This window comes from Pseudomonas sp. B34(2017), from assembly GCF_002112915.1.
In the GTDB taxonomy this organism is placed as follows: domain Bacteria; phylum Pseudomonadota; class Gammaproteobacteria; order Pseudomonadales; family Pseudomonadaceae; genus Aquipseudomonas; species Aquipseudomonas pharyngis.
On record NZ_NEJA01000008.1, the window covers coordinates 184,797 to 203,772 of the forward strand.

Annotated in this window: 18 protein-coding genes; 5 read left to right on the forward strand and 13 right to left on the reverse strand. The window is 62.0% G+C overall.

Annotated elements, in window-relative coordinates:
* Positions 1–80: 80 nt before the first annotated feature.
* The 5 genes from leuS (at position 81) to CAF80_RS24930 (ending at position 6,148) form a co-directional block, all read left to right on the forward strand.
* Positions 81–2,687, forward strand: a complete 2,607-nt coding sequence (leuS, locus tag CAF80_RS24910) for a leucine--tRNA ligase (protein WP_085668078.1) — start codon at positions 81–83, stop codon at positions 2,685–2,687.
* Between the two features lie 87 nt (positions 2,688–2,774).
* Positions 2,775–3,380 (forward strand): LPS assembly lipoprotein LptE, encoded by a 606-nt coding sequence (lptE, locus tag CAF80_RS24915; RefSeq protein WP_039771846.1) that lies wholly within the window; start codon positions 2,775–2,777, stop codon positions 3,378–3,380.
* Between the two features lie 39 nt (positions 3,381–3,419).
* Positions 3,420–4,457, forward strand: a complete 1,038-nt coding sequence (gene holA / locus CAF80_RS24920) for a DNA polymerase III subunit delta (protein WP_039771848.1) — start codon at positions 3,420–3,422, stop codon at positions 4,455–4,457.
* Positions 4,458–4,599: 142 nt separating this feature from the next.
* Entirely contained in the window at positions 4,600–4,764 is a 165-nt protein-coding gene (arfA, locus tag CAF80_RS24925; protein ID WP_007958672.1) for an alternative ribosome rescue factor ArfA, read from the forward strand.
* Between the two features lie 61 nt (positions 4,765–4,825).
* Entirely contained in the window at positions 4,826–6,148 is a 1,323-nt protein-coding gene (locus CAF80_RS24930; protein ID WP_085668079.1) for a lytic murein transglycosylase, read from the forward strand.
* Between the two features lie 51 nt (positions 6,149–6,199).
* Here CAF80_RS24930 and CAF80_RS24935 read toward each other — a convergent pair whose 3' ends face one another.
* From CAF80_RS24935 to CAF80_RS24995, 13 genes are all read right to left on the reverse strand, one after another.
* Positions 6,200–7,147 carry an LD-carboxypeptidase gene (locus CAF80_RS24935; protein WP_074691579.1) on the reverse strand — a complete coding sequence of 316 codons (948 nt, stop codon included), beginning with the start codon at positions 7,145–7,147 and terminating at the stop codon, positions 6,200–6,202.
* Between the two features lie 174 nt (positions 7,148–7,321).
* Entirely contained in the window at positions 7,322–8,320 is a 999-nt protein-coding gene (lipA, locus tag CAF80_RS24940) for a lipoyl synthase (protein WP_162130488.1), read from the reverse strand.
* A gap of 25 nt (positions 8,321–8,345) precedes the next feature.
* On the reverse strand, positions 8,346–8,993 hold the full coding sequence (gene lipB, locus CAF80_RS24945) for a lipoyl(octanoyl) transferase LipB (RefSeq protein ID WP_039771855.1): 648 nt from the start codon (positions 8,991–8,993) through the stop codon (positions 8,346–8,348).
* Positions 8,993–9,268 carry a DUF493 domain-containing protein gene (locus tag CAF80_RS24950; RefSeq protein WP_011336094.1) on the reverse strand — a complete coding sequence of 92 codons (276 nt, stop codon included), beginning with the start codon at positions 9,266–9,268 and terminating at the stop codon, positions 8,993–8,995. The genes lipB and CAF80_RS24950 overlap by 1 nt, the downstream gene beginning before the upstream one ends.
* An 84-nt stretch (positions 9,269–9,352) precedes the next feature.
* A complete protein-coding gene (locus CAF80_RS24955) occupies positions 9,353–10,510 on the reverse strand; it encodes a D-alanyl-D-alanine carboxypeptidase family protein (protein WP_011336095.1) in 1,158 nt (385 codons plus the stop codon).
* A 325-nt stretch (positions 10,511–10,835) separates the two neighbouring features.
* Positions 10,836–11,843, reverse strand: a complete 1,008-nt coding sequence (locus CAF80_RS24960) for a septal ring lytic transglycosylase RlpA family protein (RefSeq protein ID WP_085668080.1) — start codon at positions 11,841–11,843, stop codon at positions 10,836–10,838.
* The gene (mltB, locus tag CAF80_RS24965) at positions 11,843–12,853 is read right to left on the reverse strand and encodes a lytic murein transglycosylase B (RefSeq protein WP_007958658.1); all 1,011 of its coding nucleotides are present in this window, start codon (positions 12,851–12,853) and stop codon (positions 11,843–11,845) included. Before mltB ends, CAF80_RS24960 begins: the two co-directional genes overlap by 1 nt.
* A gap of 17 nt (positions 12,854–12,870) precedes the next feature.
* The gene (rodA, locus tag CAF80_RS24970) at positions 12,871–13,974 is read right to left on the reverse strand and encodes a rod shape-determining protein RodA (protein WP_050761190.1); all 1,104 of its coding nucleotides are present in this window, start codon (positions 13,972–13,974) and stop codon (positions 12,871–12,873) included.
* Positions 13,975–14,005: 31 nt separating this feature from the next.
* Complete coding sequence (gene mrdA, locus CAF80_RS24975) at positions 14,006–15,901, reverse strand: penicillin-binding protein 2 (protein ID WP_074691583.1); 1,896 nt, start codon at positions 15,899–15,901, stop codon at positions 14,006–14,008.
* A gap of 9 nt (positions 15,902–15,910) precedes the next feature.
* Entirely contained in the window at positions 15,911–16,378 is a 468-nt protein-coding gene (rlmH, locus tag CAF80_RS24980) for a 23S rRNA (pseudouridine(1915)-N(3))-methyltransferase RlmH (RefSeq protein WP_009051038.1), read from the reverse strand.
* A 9-nt stretch (positions 16,379–16,387) separates the two neighbouring features.
* Entirely contained in the window at positions 16,388–16,882 is a 495-nt protein-coding gene (gene rsfS, locus CAF80_RS24985) for a ribosome silencing factor (RefSeq protein WP_064382180.1), read from the reverse strand.
* Positions 16,883–16,954: 72 nt separating this feature from the next.
* Entirely contained in the window at positions 16,955–17,677 is a 723-nt protein-coding gene (nadD, locus tag CAF80_RS24990; RefSeq protein ID WP_039771865.1) for a nicotinate-nucleotide adenylyltransferase, read from the reverse strand.
* Positions 17,646–18,917, reverse strand: coding sequence for a glutamate-5-semialdehyde dehydrogenase (locus CAF80_RS24995; protein ID WP_085668081.1), 1,272 nt, complete (start codon positions 18,915–18,917; stop codon positions 17,646–17,648). Before CAF80_RS24995 ends, nadD begins: the two co-directional genes overlap by 32 nt.
* Positions 18,918–18,976 lie beyond the last annotated feature (59 nt).

Here is an 18,976-nt window from a genome sequence, read left to right on the forward strand (position 1 = left end):
TCCACTTCCAGCTCGTCCGACATGCCCGGGACGTCGCATTGAAGAGGATTAGGCCACCCCTATCCAGTACAAAAGTAGCCATGCACGAACAATATCAGCCCCGTGAAATCGAAGCCGCCGCCCAATCGTTCTGGGACGAGCAAAAGTCCTTTGAAGTCAGTGAACAGCCAGGCAAGGAAACCTACTACTGCCTGTCGATGTTCCCTTACCCCAGCGGCAAGCTACACATGGGGCACGTGCGCAACTACACCATCGGCGACGTGATCTCCCGCTACCAGCGCATGCTCGGCAAGAACGTTCTGCAACCGATGGGTTGGGACGCCTTCGGCATGCCGGCGGAAAACGCCGCGATGAAGAACAACGTGGCCCCGGCCAAGTGGACCTACGAAAACATCGCCTACATGAAATCCCAGCTGCGCAGCCTGGGCCTGGCGGTCGACTGGTCGCGGGAAGTCACCACCTGCAAGCCGGATTACTACCGCTGGGAACAATGGCTGTTCACCCGCCTGTTCGAAAAAGGCGTGATCTACCGCAAGAACGGCACCGTGAACTGGGACCCGATCGACCAGACCGTTCTGGCCAACGAACAGGTGATCGACGGTCGCGGCTGGCGTTCCGGCGCGCTGATCGAAAAGCGCGAAATTCCGATGTACTACTTCAAGATCACCGCCTACGCGGATGAGCTGCTGGAGAGCCTCGACGAACTGACCGGCTGGCCCGAGCAGGTCAAGACCATGCAGCGCAACTGGATCGGCAAGTCGCGCGGGATGGAAGTGCAGTTCCCGTACAACGTTGACTCGATCGGCGAAACCGGCACCCTGAAAGTCTTCACCACCCGTCCGGACACCTTGATGGGCGCGACTTATGTCGCCGTGGCTGCCGAGCACCACCTGGCCGCTCTCGCCGCGAAGAACAACCCTGAGCTGCAAGCGTTCATCGCCGAATGCAAGGGCGGCAGCGTCGCCGAAGCCGACGTCGCCACTCAAGAGAAGAAAGGCCTGCCGACCGGGCTGTTCGTCGAGCACCCGCTGACCGGCGAAAAACTGCCGGTGTGGGTCGCCAACTATGTACTGATGCACTACGGCGACGGCGCGGTCATGGCTGTGCCGGCGCACGACGAGCGCGACTTCGAGTTCGCCCACAAGTACAACCTGCCGGTCAAATCGGTGGTTCGCACCAGCTCCGGTGAAACCAACCCGGCGCCATGGCAAGACGCCTACGGCGAGCACGGCACGCTGATCAACTCCGGCGAGTTCGACGGCCTGGACTTCGCTGGCGCGTTCGACGCCATGGAAGTCGCCCTGATCAAGAAAGAGTTGGGCGCCTCGCGCACCCAGTTCCGCCTGCGCGACTGGGGCATCAGCCGCCAGCGCTACTGGGGCTGCCCGATCCCGATCATCCACTGCGATGCCTGCGGTGACGTGCCGGTGCCGGAAGATCAATTGCCTGTCGTCCTGCCGGAAGACGTGGTGCCGGACGGCGCCGGTTCGCCGCTGGCGCGCATGCCCGAGTTCTACGAGTGCAGCTGCCCGAAATGCGGTCAGCCTGCCAAGCGTGAAACCGACACCATGGACACTTTCGTCGAGTCGTCCTGGTACTACGCCCGTTACGCCTCGCCGCACTTCGAAGGCGGTCTGGTGGAAAGATCCGCGGCCGACCACTGGTTGCCGGTGGATCAGTACATCGGCGGTATCGAACACGCCATTCTTCACCTGCTCTACGCGCGCTTCTTCCACAAGCTGATGCGCGACGAAGGCCTGGTGAGCTCCAACGAGCCGTTCAAGAACCTGCTGACTCAAGGCATGGTGATTGCCGAGACTTACTATCGCCGCGAAGCCAACGGCGCCTACACCTGGTTCAACCCGGCGGACGTCGATCTCGAACGCGACGGCAAGGGCAACGTCACCAGTGCCAGACTGAAAACCGACGGTCTGCCGGTGGAAATCGGCGGCACCGAGAAAATGGCCAAGTCGAAGAACAACGGCGTCGACCCTCAATCGATGATCGACCAGTTCGGCGCGGACACCTGCCGCCTGTTCATGATGTTCGCCTCGCCGCCCGACATGAGCGCCGCGTGGTCCGACTCCGGCGTTGAAGGTTCGCACCGCTTCCTCAAGCGCGTCTGGCGTCTGGCTCAGGCCCACGTCACTCAGGGCCTGCCGGGCAAACTGGACATCGCCGGCCTGAACGACGAGCAGAAAGCCGTTCGTCGCGCGATTCACCAGGCCATCAAGCAGGCCAGCCACGATGTTGGCCAGAACCACAAATTCAACACCGCCATCGCCCAGGTGATGACGCTGATGAACGTGCTGGAAAAAGCAGCACAATCCACCGAACAGGATCGCGCGCTGGTTCAGGAAGGTCTGGAAGCCGTTACGCTGTTGCTGGCTCCGATCACCCCGCACATTTGCCACGAACTGTGGAATCAACTGGGCCACGCCGATCCTGTGATCGACGCCGGCTGGCCAGTGGTGGATGAAAGCGCACTCGTTCAGGACAGCCTGACCCTGGTGATCCAGGTCAACGGCAAGCTGCGTGGCCAGATCGAAATGCCGGCCGCCGCCACCCGTGAAGAAGTCGAAGCGGCAGCCCGTGCCAACGAGAACGTACTGCGTTTCGTTGACGGCCTGACGATTCGCAAAGTGATCGTAGTGCCCGGGAAACTGGTCAATATCGTCGCCAGCTAATTGGATCGGGCGTCAGGTGTGCCTGACGCCCAGTAAAACCTTTCGGGCCACAGAGTCGGCCCACATGGTTTCAAGGGGAGCAACACAATGATCAAACGCAATCTGCTGGTGATGGGCCTCGCCGTCCTGTTGAGCGCCTGCGGTTTCCAGCTGCGTGGTACCGGCACCAACGAACTGTCGATCAAGGAGCTCGATCTGAGCGCCCGCAACGCCTACGGCGAAACCGTGACGCAACTGCGTCAGGTGCTGGAGGCCAGCGGCGTCAAGGTCGTTTCCGGTGCGCCGTACAAGCTTTACCTGTCCGATGAGCAGGAAAGCCAGCGCATCCTCAGCTACGCGGGCGCCGGTCGTACTGGCGAATATCAGGTGAGCACCGTGCTGACCTACGATATCCGCGGCGAAAAGGACCTGTTGCTCAAAAGCGACAAGCTTGAAGTGCAGAAAGTGTTCATCCACGACGGCAACAACCTGGTGGGTTCCGACCAGGAAGCCAACGATGCACGCCGTGAAACCCGCCGCGAGCTGGTACAGCGCATGATGCTGCGTCTGCAACAGCTGACGCCGGCACAGCTGGACGCTCTGCAGCAAACCGCCAATGCCCGTGCCAAGGCAGAGGCCGACGCCCTCGAAGCGGCACAGAAGGCTGAAGCGGAAACCCCGCGTCAGTCGCCGCTCGAACTGCCGCAGCAGTAAGACGTTCGGGGCGCTCAGGCGCCCCGTTCGCCCTCTCTTATGAAGCTCGCTCCCGCCCAACTCGGCAAACACCTGCAAGGCGCTCTTGCGCCGGTCTACATCATCAGCGGCGATGACCCGCTGCTGTGTCAGGAAGCCGCCGACGCCATTCGCTCCGCTGCCCGCCAGCAAGGATTCGATGAACGCCAGGTCTTTGCCGCCGACGCCAATTTCGATTGGGGGACGTTGCTGCAGGCCGGCGCCAGCATGTCGCTGTTCGCCGAAAAACGCCTGCTGGAACTGCGCCTGCCTTCGGGCAAGCCCGGTGACAAGGGCGCTGCCGCACTCATCGAATACTGCTCGCGCCCGGCTGAAGACACGGTGCTGTTGATCAGCCTGCCGAAGCTGGACGGTAGCGCGCAGAAAACCAAGTGGGGCAAGGCGCTGGTCGAAGGTCAGCAGACCCAGTTCGTGCAGATCTGGCCGGTGGACGCCAACCAGCTGCCGAGCTGGATTCGTCAGCGCCTGTCCCAGGCCGGCTTGTCGGCCAGTCAGGACGCGGTCGAACTGATTGCCGCGCGGGTCGAAGGCAACCTGCTCGCCGCTGCGCAAGAGATCGAAAAGCTCAAGCTGATGGCCGAGGGCGGGCAGATCACCATCGAAACCGTACAGGCGGCCGTGGCCGACAGTGCGCGCTTCGACGTGTTCGGCCTGACCGATGCAGTGCTCAACGGCGAACCGGCCCACGCCCTGCGCATGCTCGAAGGGCTGCGCGGTGAAGGGGTCGAGCCGCCGGTGATCCTCTGGGCCTTGGCTCGGGAGTTACGGCTGCTGGCCAATATCTCGTTGCAATACAGCCAGGGCACACCGCTGGACAAATGCTTCAGTCAGGCCAAGCCGCCGGTCTGGGACAAGCGCAAACCGCTGATGAGCAAGGCCTTGCAACGCTACTCGGCGCAACGCTGGGCGCAGTTGCTGCTCGAAGCCCAGCGCATCGATGCGCAGATCAAGGGCCAGGCAGCCGGCTCACCGTGGATGAGCCTGAGCCGACTGGCGTTGCTGATGGCCGGTCAGCGTCTGACCTTGCCTGCCGAATGAAATCCGGGATCGCGCGCTGTGATCCCGTTTTTTTTACCGAGTCCATTTCCTACAGAACATCCCGCCGTCGGTCCTATAGACAGACGCTCTGGATCGGCAGATTATCTGCCGCGCAAAACCTCACTCAATCGAGAGAATCATCATGAGTAAAAAGCCATCGAAACATGGCCACAACAAGGCCAAATCCATCGTCGCCCAACCCCTGTTCCGCAGCCGCCAGGAACGACCAACCAAGGGTAAAGGCAGCTACCGCCGCGAAGCCTTCCAGTCTGACAGCTGGGAGGCTTCTTACTTTCTGGCCGCTTAAAGCGCAGCACCCCTTCCTCATGTTAAGGTCTGCACCTGATTCGTATTCCCTGGACCCGTGCATGCCCCTCAGTCTTTCCCGTCGTTGGCCCTTTCGCCAACTGATCGCTGCCTCCAGCTTCGTATTGCTCGTCGCTTGCGCGGAAAAACCCACCGCCGCTGACGCTCAACCGCTTCAGACCGTCCCCGTTGCCACAGCCCCAGCGGTCATCCCGCCGGTAGTGCCGTCCGGTGACGATCTCGACCTGCAACCGACCCAGACCTTTGCCGAATGGCAGGCTGGTTTCCGCAAGGACGCTCTGGCCGCCGGCATTCGTGCCGACCTGTTCGACCGCGCATTCGCCAATGTCAGCTTCGATGCCAGCGTAATTCGCGCCGACCGCAGCCAGCCGGAATTCGCCCGGCCGGTCTGGGAATACCTGGATGGCGCACTGTCGCCGTTGCGCGTGCGCAAAGGCCAGGCACTGATCAGCCAGTACGCCGACATTCTGCAAAGCATCGAGCAGCGTTATGGCGTCGGTCGCCAGGCGCTGGTGTCGGTGTGGGGGATGGAAAGCAACTTCGGCCAGTTCCAGGGCAGCAAGTCGGTGATCAACTCGCTGGCGACCCTGGCTTATGAAGGTCGCCGTCCGGGCTTTGCCCATGCGCAGCTGATTGCGGCGCTGCAGATCCTGCAACAGGGCGACATCACCCCGGAGAAAATGCTCGGTTCCTGGGCCGGCGCCATGGGCCAGACCCAGTTCATCCCGACCACCTACAACACCCACGCCGTGGATTTCGACGGTGACGGTCGCCGCGACATCTGGGGCAGCCCGGCTGACGCATTGGCCTCCACCGCGCATTACCTGCAAAGCTCCGGCTGGCAGCGTGGCCAGCCGTGGGGCTTCGAAGTGCAACTGCCGAGCAGTTTCAACTACACCCTGGCCGATGGCGCGATTCGCAAGAGCGTCGCTGAATGGCGGCAACTGGGCGTGATCCTGCCGAACGGCGGCCAGGTGCCGGCCGGCTCCGAGCAACTGTCCGCCGCCCTGCTGCTGCCGGCTGGCTACCGTGGCCCGGCGTTCCTGATCCTCGATAACTTCCGGGCGATCCTCAAGTACAACAACTCGTCGTCCTACGCACTGGCCGTCAGCCTGTTGTCCGAGCGCTTCAACGGCGCCGGCCTCATCAATGGCACCTGGCCAAAAGACGACCTGCCGTTGAGCCGCACCGAGCGGATCGAACTGCAAAACCTGTTGACCGCGCGCAACTACGACGCAGGCACCGCCGACGGGATCATCGGTGCCAATACGCGCAAGGCGATTCGCGCTGCGCAGCAGTCATTTGGCTGGCCGGCGGATGGTTATCCGACGCACAAGCTGCTGGAAAGCCTGCGCAACCAGTAAAAACAAAAAGACCGCCGCCTCTTCAGGCGGCGGTCTTTTTTTGCGGCTCGATCAGCGAATCACCACATCCTGTTCCAGCATCAACTCCTTCTTCCCTGCGTCCAGTCGAACCAGCGCCCCCAACGGCAGCGTCAGGTTCGGATTACAGTGCCCGCTACGCCATCCTGACAGCACCGGAATCCGCAGCGGTTCGAAGGTCTGCTTGAGCAAGCGATTCAGCGCATCGACATCCACCCCCGCAATATCCCCGACCAACACGCCGCGCAATCTGGCCAACTTGCCCGCCAGACGCATCTGGGTCAGCAAGCGGTCGATCCGGTACAGCGGCTCGTTGATGTCCTCGATGAGCAGAATCACCCCTTCGACATCGATTTCGTAAGGCGTGCCAAGAGTCGAGGCGATCATTGCCAGATTACCGCCCTGCAAACGCCCGTGGGCAATGCCGGGCTCCACGGTGGTCAACGGATAAGCCGCTGGATGACTCAGTACACTGCCGGCCTTCAACTGACCGCGCAGCATGGCGAAGAACGAGGTCACCGTCGGCGGTTCCTTGTCCCCCAGCAGATCGGCATTCAACAACGGCCCATGAAAGGTCACGAACCCGGCGTAGCGACTGATGGCCAGGTGCAGTGCGGTGATGTCGCTGTAACCGACGAAGGGCTTGGCATGACGGCTCAGCAGGTCGTAATCGATCCGATCCAGCAACCTTGGCGTGCCGTAACCACCGCGCAGGCAAATGATCGCATCGACCTCTTCGTCAGCGAACGCCGCGTGCAGATCGTTGAGCCGCACCTCGTCGCTGCCGGCCAGATAACCGTCCTTTTCATAGACGCCCGGGAACACCCGTAAGCCGTAACCCCGGGCGCGCATCCACTGAACGGCCTTTTCGGTATCCAGCGTGCCGGGGCCGGCGGGCGCAATGACGCCGATCAGCCCTTCCGACGGCAGTGCGGGCACAGACTTGTGCGGAAAAAGGGTGTGGGTCGGTCGAACGGTCATCCATGGATCTCCCTGTGTGAAGTCATGCTCACACAGTAGTCAGGAACGGCGACAAACAGAAGAGGCTCGGCTGCGCCGCAGATTGCAGGAAAAGTCAGTAACGCGTGTAGGCCGGGCAAAAAAATGCCCGCCGGGCGATAAACCCCGGCGGGCATTCTTTCATTCAGCGCTTAATCAGGAACCGAGCAGCTCGGCCTTGACCAGTTTCGCTTGCTCGTCAGCGTGGTACGAAGAACGCACCAACGGGCCGGACGCGACGTTCTTGAAGCCCATCTTGTAACCTTCCTCGGCGAACCAGGCGAAGGTGTCCGGGTGCACGAAACGCTGCACCGGCAAGTGGCTGCGGGACGGTTGCAGATACTGGCCCAGGGTCAGCATGTCGATGTCGTGTTCGCGCATGCGCTTCATGACTTCGATGACTTCGTCGTCGGTCTCGCCCAAGCCGAGCATCAGGCCGGATTTGGTCGGGATGTGCGGCATCATCTGCTTGAAGCGTTGCAGCAGGGTCAGCGACCACTGGTAGTCCGAACCCGGACGCGCAGCCTTGTACAGGCGCGGTACGGTTTCCAGGTTGTGGTTGAACACATCCGGCGGCTCGGCGGCGGTGATTTCCAGGGCGATGTCCATGCGGCCACGGTAGTCCGGAACCAGGGTCTCAAGCTGTACGTTCGGTGACAGTTTGCGGATTTCGCGGATGCAGTCGGCAAAGTGCTGGGCACCGCCGTCACGCAGGTCATCACGGTCAACCGAGGTGATCACCACGTACTTGAGTTTCAGGTCGGCGATGGCGATGGCCAGGCTTTCCGGCTCGTTGACGTCCAGTGGCTTCGGACGGCCGTGGCCAACGTCACAGAACGGGCAGCGACGGGTGCAGATGTCACCCATGATCATGAAGGTCGCGGTGCCGCCGGAGAAGCACTCGCCCAGGTTCGGGCAGGAGGCCTCTTCGCAGACGCTGTGCAGCTTGTGTTTGCGCAGCAGGCTCTTGATGCGGTCGACTTCCGGCGAAACCGGGATGCGCACGCGGATCCAGTCGGGTTTCTTCGGCAGTTCGGTGGTCGGAATGATCTTCACCGGGATGCGTGCAACCTTCTCGGCGCCGCGCAGCTTGACGCCGGCTTCAACCTTGGGACGCGGGGCCGGGCGCTCGGTCACGTCGAGCGTCGGGATCATGGTTTGCACTGCATCAGTAGTCATATCAGTCGATTCCGCCCGTCAGGGTCGTCTGCTCAGCATAGTCGAGGTGTTTGACGAGCTGCGCGCGCAGCCGGGCACTTACCTCGGCAAATTCAATCGATCCTGCGTGCTCGCTCAGCTGGGTCATCGCCAGCCCGGCATAGCCGCAGGGATTAATCCGTCGAAACGGTTCCAGGTTCATGTCCACGTTCAGGGCCAGGCCATGAAAGGAACAACCGTGGCGAATCCGCAAACCCAGAGAAGCGATCTTCGCTCCGTCGACGTAGACGCCGGGAGCATCCGGCTTGGCCACGGCGGTCACGCCGTAGCTGGCCAGCAGTTCGATCAGGCAGCGCTCCATGCGGCTGACCAGATCGCGCACGCCGAAACCGAGTCGGCGCACATCCAGCAGCAGATAGGCTACCAACTGGCCTGGTCCATGGTAGGTCACCTGACCGCCGCGGTCGACCTGCACCACCGGAATGTCTCCCGGCAGCAACAGGTGCTCGGCCTTGCCGGCCTGACCCTGGGTGAACACCGGCGGGTGTTCCACCAGCCAGATTTCGTCCGGGGCCGTGGTGCCACGCTCGTTGGTAAAACGCTGCATGGCCTGCCAGACCGGCTCGTAAGCCATCTGGCCAAGCTCGCGAAAGCCCAGCGTGCCGGGCATCACAGCACCATGTGCACGAAACCGGTAGCCCGCAGTTCGCTGTTGATGTTGTACAGCTGATCCTGATCGGTCGCGACGATGTGCAACTGGATGGTGGTGTACTTGCCGTTGCTGCTTTGACGCTCGTCGACACGCTCATCGTTGATCCTGGCGTGTTTCTTGACGATGTCGATGATCTTGTCTTTGTTGCCGACGCCCGTATCGCTGATCACCTTAACCGGATAATCAACCTGGGGAAATTCGATCTTTGGCGCCTTTACTTCGGTATCGGTCATGGCGTAACGGCCTCGTAAGCGTAAGCCCGGTAACGAACAAGGCCCCGCTCCGGATCGGAACGGGGCCATGCAGGTCAACTCAAATCAGTTGAACAAGCCGTAGAAGAATAGACGGATGCTATCCCACATGCGGCGGAAGATACCACCCTCCTCGACAGCGTCCAGGGCGATCAGGTCGGCGCTGTGCACCACCTTGTCGTCCAGTTTCACTTCGACTTTACCGATCACGTCGCCCTTGGCGATTGGCGCGGTCAGTTGCGGGTTCATGGTCATGCTGGCAGCGAGCTTCTTCAGCTGGCCTTTCGGCAGGGTCATGGTCAGGTCCTGAGCCAGACCGGCCTTGACCTGGCTGGTAGTGCCTTTCCACACCGGGGCCTGAGCCAGTTCGGTGCCCTTCTGGTAGAAGGTCTGGGTTTCGAAGAAGCGGAAACCGTAGGTCAGCAGCTTCTGGGTCTCGGCGGCACGAGCCACTTCACTGTTGGTGCCGAACACCACGGCGATCAGGCGCATGCCGTCACGTACGGCCGAGGACACCATGCAGTAGCCGGCTTCGTCGGTGTGACCTGTTTTCAGACCGTCGACGGTCTTGTCGCGCCACAGCAGCAGGTTGCGGTTAGGCTGTTTGATGCCGTTCCAGAAGAATTCTTTCTGCGAGTAGATCGCGTAGTGAGCCGGGTCTTCGTGGATGATCGCGCGCGCCAGGATCGCCATGTCGTGAGCCGACGAGTAGTGCTCGGGGTTCGGCAGACCGGTCGGGTTCATGAAGTGGGTATTGGTCATGCCCAGATCGGCGACGGTCTTGTTCATCAGGTCGGCGAAGGCGTCTTCGCTGCCGGCGATGTGTTCAGCCACCGCGACGCTGGCGTCGTTGCCGGACTGGATGATGATGCCGTGCAGCAGGTCGCTGACAGTGACCTGCGAGCCGACCTTGATGAACATCCGCGAACCGCCGGTGCGCCAGGCGTTTTCGCTGACGGTCACCGGGTCGTTTTCACCGATCTGGCCGCGACGGATTTCCAGCGTGGCGATGTACGCGGTCATCAGTTTGGTCAGGCTGGCCGGCGGCAGACGCTGGTCACCGTTGTTCTCCACCAGCACGTTGCCGCTGTTGGCATCCATGAGCACGTAGGATTTGGCGGCCAGTTGTGGTGGCGACGGCATCATCTCGGCCGCGAAGGCGGCTGGCGAGAGGAGCAGCGGGACTAGCAGACACAGGCGTTTGGCAAAGGTGGTGATGTTCATCCGTCTCTCGAAATCGCTAATGGAAACTGTCCTAGCGGACAAAATTTAATCAGATGTCTTTCAGGCTTTGCCCGAAACCTGCCTGCGCGACGATCATGCTGCGTTAAAAACAGATTCGGAATGCTCATGTAGGTCCCCTACACTCCGCTTCCTCACCTGTTTTTGCCTTGCCTGATCGCCGCTCGGCGAGCTTTCGAGCAAACCCTACGAGCATCGCGTGTTCAGTTGCTCACTCCAGTCACCCTTGCCGGGCTTTTGTTCTTCGACGAGCCAACAACCTGGTTCACCCCCCAATCGCTGGTGAACCGTCAATCAAGTCCTACGTTTACTCAGTGACCACACTTGGCGAACCGAGGTTGGCCAGGCGCACGCTGTTCTGTACCTGGGCAATTTCACCCGGCGAACCGATCGGTCCCAGGCGAACCCGGTGCAGGGTCTGCTGATTGCGCACGATCGAGCTGATGAACACCGGAGCGCTCACCATCCCGCTGAGCTTCGACCTCAGGAGTTCTGCAGCGTCCGGGTTGGCGAACGCGCCCACCTGCAGATACTGGCCAGACGCTGGTGCAGAAGCGTTTTTTTTTGCATCGAGCTGGACTGGCACGACGGCCGCGGCGTGCTGCTGCGGCGGCGGAGTCCATTGCTCGACGGTGCCGGCCGAGGCCGTGATCACCGGGGCGCTATTCTGCGCGACTTGCGGCTCGTTGAGCATCAAAGGCGCCGGACGGCCCTTCGCGGCCCACCATTGCTGGGGGTCGATGCCTTCGACCTTGACCCGCGCGGTGCCGATTTCGGCATAACCGAGTTTCTTGGCGGCGGCGTAGGACAGGTCAATGATCCGGTCCGAGTAGAACGGCCCGCGGTCATTGACCCGCAGGATCACGCTCTTGTTGTTGTCCAGGTTGGTCACCCGAACATAACTCGGCAGCGGTAATGTCTTGTGGGCGGCACTCATGCCGTACAGGTCGTAGACCTCGCCGTTGGCGGTGTTCTGACCGTGGAACTTGGTGCCGTACCAGGACGCAGTGCCGGAGGCCACGTAAGTCTTGGATTCCTGCAACGGGAAGTAGGTCTTGCCCAGCACGGTGTACGGGTTGGCCTTGTACGGGCCGGTGTGCAGGGTCGGCGTGGCGTCCGGGATACGCGACACATCGACATCCCACCACGGCGCGCCATCCTTGTGGGCCCGGTTGATGTCCAGGCCCGGCTGCGAACGTACGGCGGTGGTCGGCTTCTGGCTCGGCGAACGGCTGGTCGAGCAACTGGCGACCAGCACCACCAACGCAGCGAAAGCCACCAGCTTCAGGGGTTTATTGATAGGCAATGCCCGCATTACTTGACGCCCCGTGCTTGTACCAGCTGTTCAGACAGTTGATGTACGGCCATGGCGTACATCACGCTGCGGTTATAACGCGTGATCGCGTAGAAATTCTTCAAGCCCATCCAGTATTCCGGGCCGTTGTCGCCTTCCAGGCGGAATGCGGTGACCGGCATGTCATCGCGCAGCGCATCATGACTCGACCAGCCCAGCGCTCGCAACTCCCCGACGGTTTTCGTCGGTTCGATGCCAGTGGTCAGGCCTTCATCCACCTGCTCGCCACGGACATCCGCGCGGCTGACTACCGGCTCACCGGCGACCCAGCCGTGACGCTTGAAATAGCTGGCGACGCTGCCGATCGCATCATCCGGGTTGTTCCAGATATTGATGTGGCCGTCGCCGTCGAAATCCACCGCGTAGGCGCGAAAGCTGCTCGGCATGAACTGCGGCAAACCCATCGCCCCGGCATAGGAACCCTTGAGGGTCAGCGGGTCGACCTGCTCTTCCCGGGCCAGCAGCAGGAACTCACGCAGCTCCTTGCGGAAAAATTCGGCACGGGGAGGATAGTCGAAACCCAGCGTGGACAAAGCATCGATCACCCGGTAATTGCCGGTATTACGTCCGAAAAAGGTCTCAACGCCGATGATCGACACGATCACCTGGGCCGGAACGCCGTATTCCTGCTCGGCGCGGGCCAGGGTGGCCTCGTGCTGGCGCCAGAAGTCCACACCGCGGGCGATGCGCGCGTCGGTGATGAACATCGGCCGGTATTCTTTCCACTGCTTGACCCGTTCGGCCGGTTTGGAAATGGCGTCGAGAATCGCCTGTTTGCGCTGGGCCTCGCGGAACACAGCCATCAGCTGTTCGCCGGCAAAACCGTAGTCGCGGGTCATTTCACCGACGAATTCGGCCACCTGGGGCGAGCCTTCGTAATCGCCGGCCAACGCTTCCTGCGCGCTGCCAAGGATGCCTACCAGGCCGAGCCACGGTGCGTATCGTGTCGCCCAGTCACGCATTACTTGCATTGAACTCTTCACCTTATTCAAACCTGTGCGATCCACTTGCGATGGGTATGGATCGACATCAAAACCCCAAACGCTGACAGCAGCGTCACCAGCGAAGTTCCGCCGTAGCTAATGAACGGCAACGGCACCCCCACCACCGGCAACAGGCCACTGACCATACCGATGTTGACGAAAACGTAAACAAAAAACGTCATGGTCAGAGCGCCGGCCAGCAATTTGCCGAACAGCGTCTGCGCCTGGGCGGTAATCACCAGGCCGCGACCGATCAGCAACAGATAGATCAGCAACAGCGCGCAAATGCCCACCAGGCCGAATTCTTCGCCGAGTACCGCGATGATGAAGTCGGTGTGGCTTTCCGGCAGGAAGTCCAGGTGCGACTGGGTGCCCAGCAGCCAGCCCTTGCCGAACACGCCGCCGGAACCGATGGCGGCTTTCGACTGAATGATGTTCCAGCCGGTACCCAGCGGATCGCTTTCCGGGTCGAGGAACGTCAGGATCCGCTGCTTCTGGTAGTCGTGCATGATGAAGAACCACATCGCAACCGACACCGGAATCGCCGCCGCCAGTACGCTGAGAATCCAGCGCCAGCGCAGCCCGCCCATGAACAAGACGAAGGCGCCACCGGCCAGAATCAGCAGCGAAGTGCCCAGATCCGGCTGACGCACGATCAGGGCGAACGGCACGCCGATCAGCAGCAGACTGATGCCGACGTGCTTGAGCTGCGGCGGCAGCGTGCGCTTGGACAGGTACCAGGCGATGGTCGCCGGCATCAGGATCTTCATGAATTCCGAGGGCTGGAAGCGGATCACCCCGGGGATGTTGATCCAGCGGGTCGCGCCCATGGCGTTGTGGCCCATGATGTCCACCACCATCAGCAGTACCACCCCGATCACGTAGCCGAGCGGCACCCAGCGCGCCATGAACCTTGGCTCGAACTGGGCGATGACGATCATCGACACCAGGCCGATACCGAACGACGTGGCCTGTTTGGCCAACAGGTCCCAGCTCTTGCCGCTGGCCGAATACAGTACGAACAGGCTGCCGGCGGCCAGGATCAACAACAGCACCAGCAACGGGCCGTCGATATGCAAACGTTGCAGCAGCGTCGCCCGGCGACGCATCACATCCTCGCTGGAGAGCATGCGATCGAAATTATTCATCACGGGCCGTAGCCTCCGCACTGATAGGGCTGGCGTATTCGGCCTTCAACCGTCCGTCCTGATCCAGCAGCCAGGCATCCATGACCTGGCGCACCACCGGTGCCGCGACGCCGGAACCGGACTCACCGTTCTCGACCATCACTGACACCACGATTTTCGGGTCATCCGCCGGCGCGAAACCCACGAACAGGGCATGGTCACGGTGGCGCTCCTGAACCTTGGAGCGGTCGTACTTCTCGCCTTGCTTGATCGCCACGACCTGTGCCGTACCCGACTTGCCGGCGATCCGGTATTGCGCGCCGATCGAGGCCTTGCGCGCGGTGCCACGGGCACCGTGCATCACCTGCTGCATGCCGTGGTTGACCTTGTTCCAGTCCGACGGATCGCGAAGGATGATGTCCGGCATCGGATTTTCATCCTTGGGCTTCTCGCCTTCGATGGTCCTGGCGAGGTGCGGGCGGTTCCACACACCCTTGTTGGCCACCAGCGCCGTGGCCTGGGCCAGTTGCAGCGGGGTCGATTGCATGTAGCCCTGGCCGATCCCGAGAATCAGGGTTTCGCCGGGGAACCACGCCTGACGCCGGGTCGCGCGTTTCCACTCGCGGGACGGCATCAGGCCGGGGGACTCTTCGAACATGTCCAGCGAGACCTTCTGGCCGATGCCGAACTTGTTCATATAGGCCGACAACCGATCGATGCCCAGCTTGTGCGCCAGATCATAGAAGTAGGTGTCGTTGGACCGCATGATCGCCGTATCGAGGTCGACGAAGCCGTCCCCGGTGCGGTTCCAGTTGCGGTACTTGTGATCGTAGTTGGGCAGCATGTAGTAACCGGGGTCGAACACCCGGCTCGACGCCGTCACCACGCCCGCATCGAGACCGGCAATCGCCACCGCCGGCTTGATCGTCGAGCCCGGCGGGTACAGACCGCGCAATACACGGTTGAACAGCGGCCGGTCGATCGAATCGCGCAGCTCGGCGTAAGCCTTGAAGCTGATGCCGGTGACGAACAGGTTCGGGTCGAAGCTCGGCTGGCTGACCATCGCCAGCACTTCGCCGGTTTTCGGATCGAGCGCCACCACCGCACCACGCCGACCGCCCAGCGCAGCCTCGGCAGCTTCCTGCAATTTGATGTCGAGGCTCAGGACAATGTCCTTGCCCGGCACCGGATCGGTCCGTTTGAGCACGCGCAGGACGCGGCCACGGGCGTTGGTCTCGACCTCTTCGTAACCCACCTGGCCGTGCAGCTCGGCTTCGTAAAAGCGCTCGATGCCGGTCTTGCCGATGTGGTGGGTGCCGCTGTAGTTGACCGGATCGAGGGTCTTCAGCTCTTTCTCGTTGATCCGCCCCATGTAACCCACCGAGTGCGCGAAATGCGCGCCCTGCGGGTAGTGACGCACCAACTGCGCGACCACCTCGACGCCCGGCAGACGGAACTGGTTCACCGCGATCCGGGCGATCTGCTCTTCGGTCAGTTCGAACAGGATCGGCACCGGCTCGAACGGCCGGCGGCCCTGGCGCATGCGTTTCTCGAAGATCACCCGGTCTTCAGGCGTCAGCTGCAAGACCTCGACGATCACGTCGAGCACCTGCTGCCAGTCGCCGGAGCGCTCGCGGGTCATGCTCAGGCTGAAGCTCGGACGGTTGTCCGCCACCACCACGCCGTTGCGGTCGAAAATCAGGCCACGGGTCGGCGGGATCGGCTGAACGTGAACCCGGTTGTTTTCCGACAGGGTCGAGTGATATTCGTACTGAATCACCTGCAGGTAATACAGGCGCGCAATCAGCACGCAGATCAGCGCCACCACCGCAATTGCGCCGAACACGACGCGACCACGCACCAGACGGGCGTCTTTTTCGTGGTCCTTGATGCGGATCGGCTGAGACATGAGGGCGGATTACTTGTGGTAAGGGTGGCCGGACAGCACGGTCCAGGCACGATACAACTGCTCGCCGATGAGGATGCGCACCAGCGGGTGCGGCAGCGTCAGCGGCGACAACGACCAGCGCTGATCCGCGCGGGCACAGACTTCCGGTGCCAACCCTTCCGGGCCACCGACCATGAAATTGACCGTGCGCGAGTCCAGGCGCCAGCGATCGAGTTCGACCGCCAGTTGCTCGGTGCTCCACGGCTTGCCATGAACCTCGAGGGTGACGATCCGCTCGTTCTGCCCGACCTTGGCCAGCATGGCTTCGCCTTCCTGACGGATGAAGCGGGCCACGTCGGCGTTCTTGCCACGGGTATTGAGCGGAATTTCCACCAGTTCCAGCGCCAGCTCGGATGGAAGACGCTTGGCATACTCATGCCAGCCTTCTTCCACCCACTTGGGCATGCGTGAACCGACGGCGATCAGTCGCAGTCGCACAGCAATCCCTTACAGCTGGTCTTTGTTGAGCTTGGTGAAATGCTCGTGGGTGTTTTCCGGGCTGTGGTGCTTGGCGTCCGCCGCACGGCTCTGCTCGGCACCGGCCCACAGGCGTTCCAGGTCGTAGAACTGACGTGCCGAGGCAGTCATCATGTGCACGATCACCAGGTCCAGGTCCAGCAGCACCCAGTCGCTGTCGCCCTTGCCTTCTTCGCCCAGCGGCCTGGCGCCCTGCTTTTTCACTTCTTCGCGAACCTTGTCCAGCATCGCGTTGATCTGGCGGTTGGAGGTACCGGTGGCGATGATCATGTAGTCGGTGATGCTCTGCTTGTCGCGCACATCAATGATCTGGATGTCCTGGGCCTTGACGTCTTCCAGGGCTGCAACGGCCACCTTGACCAGCTCGTCGCCCTTCAGCGGTTCGTTGGTGTTGACCGGTTCTGGCAGCGGGGCGCTCTTGAATGTGCCTTTGCGCTTTACTTTGGTTTGGTCTTTGTCAGTCATATAAAACTCGTTTTGCTCATATTTTCGGCGGCTTGGCGACACGTGGATTCGTATCAGTGAAGCACGCCTTGTTCAGTTCGACGCACGGTACAGACCGTGCGCATCGATGTAGGCCAGGACCGCGTCGGGCACCAGGAAACGTACCGACTTACCGCTGGCCAGCAGTTGACGGATCTGGGTGGCGGAAACCGCGAGCGGTGTCTGCCAGACGAATGCAATCTGTCCGCTCGGCCCCTTCAGGGCCAGCGGGTCGCTCACCGAACGCGCTGCCAGCAGGTTGCGCAAGGCATCCGGCGGTTCGCTGTCGGCGTCCGGGCGCTGTAGCACCAGGATGTGGCAATGCTGGAGCAACTCTTCCCAGCGGTGCCAAGTGGGCAGGCCGCAAAACGCGTCCCAGCCCAGAAGCAGAAAAACCTGGGTCTCGGCGGCCATTTCGGCACGCAGCGACTCCAGGGTATCGATGGTCCAGGACGGTTTGTCCCGCTGCAATTCGCGGGCGTCCACCACCAGCGGCGGCACACCGGCCACCGCACATTCAACCATTGCCAGCCGATCCTGCGCCGACACCTGCGGCGTATCGCGGTGCGGCGGCCGCGCGCTGGGCATCATGCGCAGCTCATCGAGCCCCAGCGCTTCGGCGACTTCCAGCGCGCCACGCAAATGGCCGACGTGCACCGGGTCGAACGTCCCGCCCAGTACGCCAATGCGCCGGGGACGGGACCTCTTGCCGGGTTTCGGCGCTTTCAGGTCGAGGTCGGACAAGTCAGACCGTCGCCTGGCCGCGCAACTGGCCATCACCGACCACTATGTACTTCTCGCAGGTCAGTCCTTCCAGGCCCACCGGGCCACGGGCGTGCAGCTTATCAGTAGAAATGCCGATCTCGGCACCCAATCCGTATTCGAATCCGTCGGCGAAGCAGGTCGGGGTGTTGATCATCACCGACGCCGAGTCGACCTGAGCCACGAACTGGCGGGTGTCGGCGAGGTTTTCGCTGACGATCGAGTCGGTGTGGTGGGAGCCGAAATGGTTGATGTGTTCGATGGCCTGATCCAGACCATCCACCACGCGGATCGACAGGATCGGCGCCAGGTACTCGGTGCTCCAGTCTTCTTCGGTCGCCGCTACGGCTTCGATGATCGCCCGGGTGCGTTCACACCCCCGCAGCTCGACGCCCTTTTCGCGGAACTGTTTGGCCATCGACGGCAGGAAATCCTTCGCAACACGTTGATCGACCAGCAAGGTCTCCATCGCACCGCAGATGCCATAGCGATAGGTCTTGGCATTGAAGGCGATGCGCTGGGCTTTCGCCAGGTCGGCATGTTCGCTGACATAGACGTGGCAGATGCCGTCCAGATGCTTGATGACCGGCACCCGGGCGTCACGGCTGATGCGCTCGATCAGGCCACGGCCACCGCGCGGTACGATCACGTCGACGTATTCGGGCATGGTGATCAGCGCGCCAACGGCGGCGCGGTCGGTGGTTTCCACCACTTGCACCACGGCGGCCGGCAGTTCGGCTTCGGCCAGACCGCGCTGGATGCAAGCGGCAATCGCGCGGTTGGAATGAATCGCTTCGGAACCGCCGCGCAGGATCGTCGCGTTGCCGGACTTCAGGCACAGACTGGCGGCATCAATGGTCACGTTGGGACGGGATTCGTAGATGATCCCGATCACGCCCAGCGGGACACGCATCTTGCCGACCTGAATGCCCGACGGACGGAAGCTCATGTCACGGATCGCACCGACCGGATCCGGCAGTGCTGCGACCTGACGCAGACCGACGATCATGCCGTCGATGCGTGCCGGGGTCAGCTCCAGACGTTCCAGCAATGCCGGTTCCAGACCGTTGGCGCGACCGGCGGCCAGATCCTGTTCATTGGCTGCCGCAAGCTCGGCGCGGGCGGCATCCAGGGCATTGGCGGCAGCCAGCAGGGCGCGGTTTTTCTGCGCGGTGCTGGCACGGCCGATGACGCGGGAAGCTTCGCGGGCGGCGCGACCCAATCGGGTCATGTAGTCAAGAACGGACTCAGTCATGGTCTGCTGGGGTCTTGGCAAAGAGGAAAGCGGCAGATTATAGCTGTCGCGTCCCGGGA